Origin of the sequence: Streptomyces sp. NPDC005263, from assembly GCF_042872365.1 — a bacterium.
GTDB lineage: Bacteria > Actinomycetota > Actinomycetes > Streptomycetales > Streptomycetaceae > Streptomyces.
In genome coordinates this window covers 1,070,656-1,077,870 of sequence record NZ_JBIAKJ010000003.1, presented here as the reverse complement: position 1 = coordinate 1,077,870, position 7,215 = coordinate 1,070,656, and the positions used below count along the sequence as shown (strand labels likewise).

The window sequence follows — 7,215 nt, the reverse complement described above, 5'->3', positions numbered from 1 at the left end:
CCCCTCCCCCCACCCCGCCGCGTGGCGGTTGGTGGGGGCGTGTCGAATTCCCCGGGCCTGGTTTTCCAGGGGTTTCCGCACAACTCCCGGCCCCCCCCCCCCCCCCCCCCCCACACACACAGGCATTCAGGGAGCCCCCATGCTGCGTGGCATCGACGTCAGCGCCTACCAGTCCTCGTCCTACGGCACGGACGGCCTCTCCTTCGTCTTCATCAAGGCGACGGAGGGCCGTTCGTACGTCAACCCGAAACTCGCCGCACAGGCGAAGCACGGTCGTGACGCCGGTCTGGTCGTCGGCTTCTACCACTTCCTCTGGCCGGGCAACCTCACCGCCCAGGCGGAGTACTTCGTCTCGCACGCCCCCGAGAAGGCGGGCGACATCCTCGCCGTCGACTGGGAGACGACCGGCGAGGGCACGCACGCGAGCAACGCGGAGAAGGACAGCTTCATCCGGAAGGTCAGGGCACTGCGGCCGAACAACCGGGTCATCCTGTACTGCAACCGCAGCTACTGGCTCAATGTGGACGACACGTCGTACGCCGGTGACGGCCTGTGGATCGCCGACTACGTCACGGCCGGCAAGCCCCGCATCAAGGCGAACTGGCGCTTCCACCAGTACACCGACGATCCGCTGGACAAGAACGTGGCGAACTTCGCGAGCAAGGCCGCCCTGCGGGAGTGGGCCCACAAAGCCTGAGGCGATCCGGACCGGCGGACTTCGCGCGAGGGGCGCCCGTCCTGTCGCGGACGGGCGCCCCTTGTCCTTCGCGTTCTTCTCGCGTCACTTGTTCAGGTACGACCAGAACTCGTCGAAGGAGAGGACCTTGTCGCCGTTGAGGTCGCGGCTCTTGATGATCGCCTCGGCCACCGGCTCCGTGACGTTCCAGTCGCCCTGCTGAGCGAGAGCGGTCTTGAACTCGGCAGCGGTGATCAAGCCGTCGCCGTCCGTGTCGATCCGCTCGAAGTGCTTGCGTGCCTCGTCGATGTCCGCCACCGATCCGCCCCTTTTTCTCGTGTTTCTCGTGCCGCTCATGACGTGCGGGCCATGAGCGCTGCGCACGACGTGCTGCCGTACTGACGCAGGTCAGGTTAACCGCCCGCCCGGACTCGCAGTGCGGCGACCACCCAGGAGAACTCCTCGGCGTACGCCGACTGCGGTTCGAGTCCCCGCACGGCGGCCGCCAGTTCGCGGTAGCGGGCGAGCTGCCTGGTCGAGGCCGCCTCCACGCGCTCCAGTACGGCGTCCAGGTCGGCGTCGCCAAGGATCGAGCGCAGCACCTCGTCCGCTTCCGGCGCCCCGGGGGCGATGCCCGCGCGCAACGCCTCGCCGGCCAGCACTTTGTGTACGTCGTCCCGGCGAGGACGCCCTACACCTGCACCCTGAAGGGTGGAGCACTGGGCAGGTGTCCGATAGCGGATGGTGCGCACCGTCAGCCCGGTGGCCTGAGCCAGCTCGCCGATGGTGAAAAGTCCGGTGCCGTCGTCGATCATGTCTGCGAGTGTGGGCCTTCCAGCGGGTGGAGACTCAAGGAGCTGCGGTGGAAAGCCTTCGGGACATTCTCGACTCGGCCGCTCACGGAGTATTCCCGCCGGCGGACGGCTCCACGACCGTGGTCCCGCAGCCGTCCGACCGGGACGCCGGGGTGCTCGCGTTCACCGCGCACTCCGTGGTCTTCACGGACGAGGACCCGCGGTGGGTCCACGAGGCGGTGCGGGCCGTCGACTGCGACGGGCTGGCCGCGACCATGAACGCGCGCTTCCTCTCCGCCTTCATGGAGCGGACCGGACGCACCAGCGACACCATCGACGTGCTGACGGTGGGCCTGCCGCTGTCCGGTGAACCACCGCTCACGCTGCGGGAGATCGAGGACCCCGGCCACCCGCGCGTCGTCAGCTCCCGCAGACGGCGCGACGATGTGCGGGTGTGGGCCGCGGACGGTGGCCTGCTCCTCCTGGGACGCGGGGTCGCCGGACGGCTGGAGGTCGCGGTCGAGGTGCAGGAGGACGTACGGCACCGGGGGCTGGGGCGTGCGCTGGTCGGCGCGGCACGACAGCTCAGCGGGGGCGAACCGGTGTGGGCCCAGGTCTCGGCGGGGAACGCCCGTAGCCTGCGGGCGTTCCAGGCGGCCGGTTACCTGCCGGTGGGGTCCGAGGTGCTGCTCAGTGCCAGGGCTCGGCGGGTCAGCTGACCGTGTCTCAGCGGAAGATGCCCGTGTGCCCCAGCGAGTAGCGGCCCGGCTGCGGGTACACCGCGAGGCCGTGCGGGCCGCTGCCGACGGGGATGCGGGCGAGCTGGGCGCCGGTGCGGGTGTCGATGGCGTACACCTCGGCGTTGTAACGCCCGGACAGCCACAGGACCTTGCCGTCCGCGGAGACGCCGCCCATGTCCGGGCTGCCGCCGCCGGGCAACTGCCACTTCTTGGTGAGCTTGTTCTTGGTGAAGTCGAAGATCGAGATGGTGCCTTCGCCGCGGTTGGTCACGTACATCTCGCGTGAGTCGCGGCTGATGTAGAGGCCGTGGGTGCCCTTCCCGGTGTGCAGGAGGGTCGGCTCGGTGAACTTGTCGCCGTCCAGGACCCACACGCCGTCGGCCATCATGTCGGCGATGTAGAACCGCTTGCCGTCCGGGGAGATCTTCACGTCCTGCGGCATCGCGCCGTCGAACGGCAGCTTCTGCTGCGCGACGACCTTCATCTTCTCCGTGTCGACCTTGAGCAGTTCGCCGCTGAACTCGCAGGAGACGATGAAGTACCGGCCGTCCGTGGAGAAGTCGGCGTGGTTGACGCCGTAGCAGCTGACGGGTTCGGTCTTGATCGCCTTCATGGTGTGCGGGTCGCGGAAGACGAGTTCGCGGTCGAGGGAGGCCATCACGACGGCGTACCTGCCGTTGGGCGTGAAGTAGAGGTTGTACGGGTCATGCACCGCCACCTCCTTGCCCGCCTTGCCGGTCTTCGGGTCGATGGGGGTCAGGGTGTGACCGCGGTCGTTGTTGACCCAGAGGGTCTTCAGGTCCCAGGAGGGCACGACGTGCTGGGGCTGGCGTCCGACCGGGATGGTCCGGACGACCTTGTACGTCGTGGGGTCGATGACCGAGACGGTGTCGGACTCGGAGTTGGGGACGTAGATCCGGGACGGGAAGTCCTTCACCACCGGGGAGAGCCGGTTCGGGCGGTCCGCCGCGTAGACGTCCCGGGGATCGAGGACCGGCGGCATGCCGGGCAGCTGCCCGTCGGTCTTCTTCTTCATCGGCGCGGGGACGGCGGCCCTGGAGACGGGGGTCTCGGTGGCGCGGTCCTCGGTCCCGCCCCCGCAAGCGGCGAGCGCGCCGAGGGCGGCACCGAGGATCAGGGCGTGCGTGAAGAGGGTGCGGTGCGTCATCAGCTGAGAAGCTCCGTGGTGGTCACCGCGCGAAGGCCGCGGCGGTCGAGTTCTTCCAGTACGGCGGGGAGCGCGGCGACCGTGTCCGGGAACCCGAAGTGCAGGCTCACCACGGATCCGTTGCGGATCTCGCCGAGGACCTGACGGGTGACGGCTGCGGCGCCGGGCGAGGTGTGGTCGAGGGAGTCGAGGTCGTAGGACAGGACGTGCGGGTAGCCCGCACGATTGGCCAGGCGTTCGACGAGGGGGGAGGCCCGGATGGCGCGGGAGGGGCGGAACCAGGTGCCGATGGAGCCGGTGAGGCGCCTGAGGCGGTCGGCGCAGCCGGTGATCTCGGCCTGGGCGTCGGCCTCGGACATGCCGTTGATGTCGAGGTGGTGGAGGGTGTGGTTGCCGAGGTCGTGGCCGCCGTCGAGGACGCGTCGGGCCATGTCGGGGTGGTCGTCGAGCCAGGTGCCGACGGCCAGCACGGTGACGTGGGCGCCCGCGCGTTCGGCTTCGCCGAGCAGAGAGCGGGCGATGCCGGGATCGCCCTGGCCGTGGAAGGTGAGGGCGACCCGGGGGCGGGTGCGGGGTCCGTGGGTGAGCTGGACGGGCTGGGCGGGGAAGCGGCGCGGGACGGGCGCGGGCAGCTGGGTGGCGGGGGCCGGGTGAGCGGCGGGGGCCGGGTGGGTGCTGGGGGTCGGAGGGGCGGCGGCTCCGTGGGGGGTGCAGTCGGCGGTCAGTGCGCCTGCCGCGACTAGGGCGACGCCTGTGCGGAGCGCCGTCCGGCGGTCGGTCGTGGTCACCCGCACCATTTAAAGGGGCACATGTGGAGAAACGGGCGATTGGCCCGATTGGCGGCCCGTCAGACGGAGGGGACCTCGGCCCCGTCACGTGCGCGGCACCCCGCACCGCCGGCCTCCCGTCCGACCGTGGCGGTGCCCGTCAGCGGTCCGCCACCCTCATCTCGAACCAGGTCGTCTTGCCGCGCGGCAGCAGATCCACGCCCCAGCGGTCGGACAGCTTGTCGACGAGGAACAGACCCCGGCCGCTGATGTCCAGCTCCTGGACCGGCATCAGACAGGGGAGGCCGCGGGAGGGGTCGCGGACCTCGATGCGGATCCAGCCGCGGCGGCGGCGCATGCGCAGGCCGAAGACGCGGGCGCCGGTGTGGCGGACGGCGTTGCCGACCAGTTCGGAGACGAGCAGGACGGCGTCCTCGGTCATCCTGGGCGTCAGACCCCACTCACGCAGGACCACCACCTGCGCCAGTCGGCGCGCCGTGGCCGCGGATTCGGGGCGGGACGGCAGCACGACCTCCGCCTCCGTGGGGTTGCCGAACAGTTCGAGTGCCTTGAGTGCGCGTTCGTCCTCGACCGCCGGAGACCATCGTGCCGCGGTCTCACGGCTCTCTCCCCGCGGCTGTTCGACATCCTCCAGCCCCGCCATGCCCCCATCATGGCCGCCCGGTGCATCCTCCGGGGCTGTTCCTGCGGAATACACTCTCCGGAATTCGTTATTCCGCAGAAGCCGATCGGCATATGTCAAGGGCACCCAGAAGCGCTGAACATCCCTGCTGACCTGTGACCGGACTCGGCCGGAGGCAATCGACGAACTCCCTCGACACGGCAGTTCACGGGGGCCTCATGACTCCGATAAACCGCCCCATCGAGGGGCCCGGTCAGACATCACATCAATTGCAAGCGGTTCAAAGGAATTTCGCCTTACCGGGTCCCTCCTCGACGAAGCTGCGCATTCCGCGCTCCCGGTCCTCCGTGGCGAACAGGCCCGCGAACCAGTTCCGTTCCACCGCCAGGCCCGTGTCGATGTCCGTCTCCAGGCCCGTGTCGATGGACTCCTTGGCGGCGCGCAGCGCGAGCGCCGGCCCCTGGGCCAGCTTCGCCGCCCAGGCGTGCGCCTCGGTGTACACGTCGGCGGCGGGGACGACCCGGTCCACCAGGCCGAGCGTCAGCGCCTCGTCCGCCTTCACCATCCGGCCGGTGAAGATCAGGTCCTTCGCCTTGGACGGGCCGATCAGCCGGGACAGCCGCTGGGTGCCGCCGGCGCCCGGGATCAGACCGAGCAGGATCTCGGGCTGGCCCAGCTTGGCGTCGTCCGCGGCGATACGGAAGTCCGCGCAGAGCGCGAGTTCGCAGCCGCCGCCCAGGGCGTACCCCGTGACGGCCGCCACCACCGGCTTGGGGATGCGGGCCACGGCGGTGAACGCGTCCTGAAGGTCGCGGGAGCGCAGGACCATCGCGGCGTGGTCCATCACCTGCATCTCCTTGATGTCCGCGCCGGCCGCGAACACCTTCTCCCCGCCGTACACCACCACGGCACGCACGTCCGCGCGCCGCGTGGCCTCCTCGGCGAGCTCCTTGAGCCGGTCCTGGGTGGCCACGTCCAGCGCGTTCATCGGCGGGCGGTCGAGGCGGATCGTGCCGACGCCTTCGGCGACTTCGAGATTCACGGTCATGCAGGTCAGGTTAAGGGGGACCGACGGCGACGGGCTGGGTGCGGTCGGTCACACCCGGCCCGTGACGCCGGCCTCACCCGCCGCGCCTCACGCCGTCCACTTCTCCCACGACATGTTCCAGCCGTTGAGCCCGTTGTCCGGGGCGACCGTCGCGTCGTCGGAGTTCTTCACGACCACCACGTCGCCGATCATGGAGTGGTTGAAGAACCAGGCGGCCGGTGCGCCGCTGTCGTAGCCGCCCTTGACGTCCCGCAGGCCGATGCAGCCGTGGCTGGCGTTGTAGTTGCCGAAGGCGTCGCCGCCCCAGTAGTTGCCGTGGATGAAGGTGCCGGAGGTGGTCAGGCGGGCGGCGTGCGGTACGTCCTTGATGTCGTACTCGCCGCCGTAGCCGACCGTGTCGCCGTTCATCCGGGTCACGGCGAGCTTCTCGCTGATGACCATCTGGCCGTTCCAGCTGTCGTAGCCGGACTTGCCGGTGGTGACGGGGATGGTGTTGACGACCTTGCCCTCCTGCATGACCTTCATCGTGAGCTTGTCGGCGTCGACGACGGAGACCTGGTTGCGGCCGATGGTGAAGGAGACGGTCTTGTCCTGCTTGCCGTAGACGCCGTCACGGCCCTGGACGCCGTCGAGGTTCAGCTTCACCGTCACCTTGGTGCCGGCCTTCCAGTACTTCTCGGGACGGAAGTCGAGGCGGTCGTTGCCGAACCAGTGGCCCGCGACCTCGACGGCCGGCTCGGTCTTGACGCTGATCGCCTTCTCGATGTCCTCGGGGTGGGTGATACCCCGGGTGAAGCGGATCGAGAACGGCATGCCCACGCCGACCTTGGAGCCGTCCTCGGGCGTGAAGCTGCCGACGAACGTGTTCTTCGGCGTGAGAGTGGTGAAGCTGGAGTCCTTGGCGTTGGTCCGGCCCTCGGAGTCCTTGGCGACCGCGTGCACGCTGTACTTGGTGCCCGAGGCCAGGTGCGCGGACGGCGTCCAGGAGGCGCCGCCGCCGGTTATCTTCCCGGATATCGCGGCGCCCTTGGTGTCCTTGACCTGAACCTCGATCAGTTTGCCCTGGGCGGCGCCGATCTCCAGGGCGCCGCTGGTGTCGACGGACTTCGCGCCGTCCTCGGGGGCGATGGTGACGACGGCCCGCGACTGCTCGGCCGCCCCGGCGCCCCCGCCCTTGCCCTCACCCGACCCCGGGCCGGAGTCGTCACCTCCGCCGCACGCCGTGACCGCCAGCAGCAGGACACCGAGCACCAGCGCCAACGGCCCCCTGCCACCTCGGTCCCGCGCGTCAACCGACGCCCCCGATATCGGTCGCACGTTCAAGTCTGCTCCCCTCGACGGGCCTGGTCAGGCCCGCGCCCCATGTGCGCTGCACGCGC

The 7,215-nt window shown here is 69.8% G+C and carries 9 protein-coding genes; 2 read left to right on the top strand and 7 right to left on the bottom strand.

Annotated elements, in window-relative coordinates:
- The first annotated feature begins 139 nt into the window (after positions 1–139).
- On the top strand, positions 140–697 hold the full coding sequence (locus ACFYRY_RS18595) for a glycoside hydrolase family 25 protein (RefSeq protein ID WP_389146175.1): 558 nt from the start codon (positions 140–142) through the stop codon (positions 695–697).
- Positions 698–781: 84 nt separating this feature from the next.
- Here the strand turns inward: ACFYRY_RS18595 and ACFYRY_RS18590 are convergent, their stop codons facing one another.
- Both ACFYRY_RS18590 and ACFYRY_RS18585 read right to left on the bottom strand, forming a co-directional pair.
- A complete protein-coding gene (locus ACFYRY_RS18590; protein WP_362449624.1) occupies positions 782–994 on the bottom strand; it encodes an EF-hand domain-containing protein in 213 nt (70 codons plus the stop codon).
- A 95-nt stretch (positions 995–1,089) separates the two neighbouring features.
- Positions 1,090–1,491, bottom strand: a complete 402-nt coding sequence (locus tag ACFYRY_RS18585; RefSeq protein ID WP_389146171.1) for a hypothetical protein — start codon at positions 1,489–1,491, stop codon at positions 1,090–1,092.
- Between the two features lie 47 nt (positions 1,492–1,538).
- On the opposite strand from ACFYRY_RS18585, the gene ACFYRY_RS18580 reads away from it, so the two are divergent.
- The gene (locus ACFYRY_RS18580) at positions 1,539–2,189 is read left to right on the top strand and encodes a GNAT family N-acetyltransferase (protein ID WP_389146168.1); all 651 of its coding nucleotides are present in this window, start codon (positions 1,539–1,541) and stop codon (positions 2,187–2,189) included.
- Between the two features lie 7 nt (positions 2,190–2,196).
- Here the strand turns inward: ACFYRY_RS18580 and ACFYRY_RS18575 are convergent, their stop codons facing one another.
- From ACFYRY_RS18575 to ACFYRY_RS18555, 5 genes are all read right to left on the bottom strand, one after another.
- On the bottom strand, positions 2,197–3,378 hold the full coding sequence (locus tag ACFYRY_RS18575) for a YncE family protein (RefSeq protein ID WP_389146165.1): 1,182 nt from the start codon (positions 3,376–3,378) through the stop codon (positions 2,197–2,199).
- A complete protein-coding gene (locus tag ACFYRY_RS18570) occupies positions 3,378–4,175 on the bottom strand; it encodes a polysaccharide deacetylase family protein (RefSeq protein WP_389146162.1) in 798 nt (265 codons plus the stop codon). Before ACFYRY_RS18570 ends, ACFYRY_RS18575 begins: the two co-directional genes overlap by 1 nt.
- Positions 4,176–4,305: 130 nt before the next feature.
- Positions 4,306–4,809, bottom strand: a complete 504-nt coding sequence (locus tag ACFYRY_RS18565; RefSeq protein ID WP_389146159.1) for an ATP-binding protein — start codon at positions 4,807–4,809, stop codon at positions 4,306–4,308.
- A gap of 259 nt (positions 4,810–5,068) precedes the next feature.
- Positions 5,069–5,836, bottom strand: a complete 768-nt coding sequence (locus ACFYRY_RS18560; protein WP_356771539.1) for an enoyl-CoA hydratase-related protein — start codon at positions 5,834–5,836, stop codon at positions 5,069–5,071.
- A gap of 87 nt (positions 5,837–5,923) precedes the next feature.
- Entirely contained in the window at positions 5,924–7,159 is a 1,236-nt protein-coding gene (locus tag ACFYRY_RS18555) for an Ig-like domain-containing protein (protein ID WP_389146155.1), read from the bottom strand.
- Positions 7,160–7,215: the final 56 nt, after the last annotated feature.

Bases quoted from the DNA above. Each gene is read 5' to 3' on its own strand.
- ACFYRY_RS18595 (WP_389146175.1), top strand. From the start codon at position 140: ATGCTGCGTGGCATCGACGTCAGCGCCTACCAGTCCTCGTCCTACGGC.
- ACFYRY_RS18585 (WP_389146171.1), bottom strand. From the start codon at position 1,491: ATGATCGACGACGGCACCGGACTTTTCACCATCGGCGAGCTGGCTCAG.
- ACFYRY_RS18575 (WP_389146165.1), bottom strand. From the start codon at position 3,378: ATGACGCACCGCACCCTCTTCACGCACGCCCTGATCCTCGGTGCCGCC.
- ACFYRY_RS18570 (WP_389146162.1), bottom strand. From the start codon at position 4,175: ATGGTGCGGGTGACCACGACCGACCGCCGGACGGCGCTCCGCACAGGC.
- ACFYRY_RS18565 (WP_389146159.1), bottom strand. From the start codon at position 4,809: ATGGCGGGGCTGGAGGATGTCGAACAGCCGCGGGGAGAGAGCCGTGAG.
- ACFYRY_RS18560 (WP_356771539.1), bottom strand. From the start codon at position 5,836: ATGACCGTGAATCTCGAAGTCGCCGAAGGCGTCGGCACGATCCGCCTC.